Source organism: Photobacterium alginatilyticum, from assembly GCF_009910675.1.
In the GTDB taxonomy this organism is placed as follows: domain Bacteria; phylum Pseudomonadota; class Gammaproteobacteria; order Enterobacterales; family Vibrionaceae; genus Photobacterium; species Photobacterium alginatilyticum.
Window position 1 is genome coordinate 1 of record NZ_RSEJ01000404.1, and the last position, 358, is coordinate 358.

General features: G+C 37.7%; 1 protein-coding gene. It reads right to left on the reverse strand.

All coding sequences use genetic code 11. From position 1 onward, the window contains the following. The coding region (locus tag EIZ48_RS28970; protein WP_160658832.1) for a hypothetical protein at positions 1-358 on the reverse strand (358 nt) is incomplete at both ends.

Sequence of the window (358 nt, forward strand, 5' to 3'; positions counted from 1 at the left end):
AAGATCACAGGCAGCCTCAAAATCAGCTAGGTGCCTATAGGATTGTCTAGATTGTTGCCCTCGAATGGGGTCAATCGATTCAAAAGATTCACTATTTATGACATAACTTAGTTCCGCTCCCCATGGCAAAACAAGGCAAGAAGCTCTCTTTGTCATGGTAGGGTATAAGAAATAACCTAGGGTAGCTTGTGTTGGATTTTCATTAGTTTCATTTCCCCTAGTTTCATCGTTAATTTCCTGATTAAGCTCATTTTCTTGAATGTTTTCTTCGTCATTTTGGTTTTCCATTGAAAAAGATGTAAAATTAGGCTTTGGAAAAAGTTCAGGTTCAAGAAGATGTTTGAAGTCTGTTGAGGTT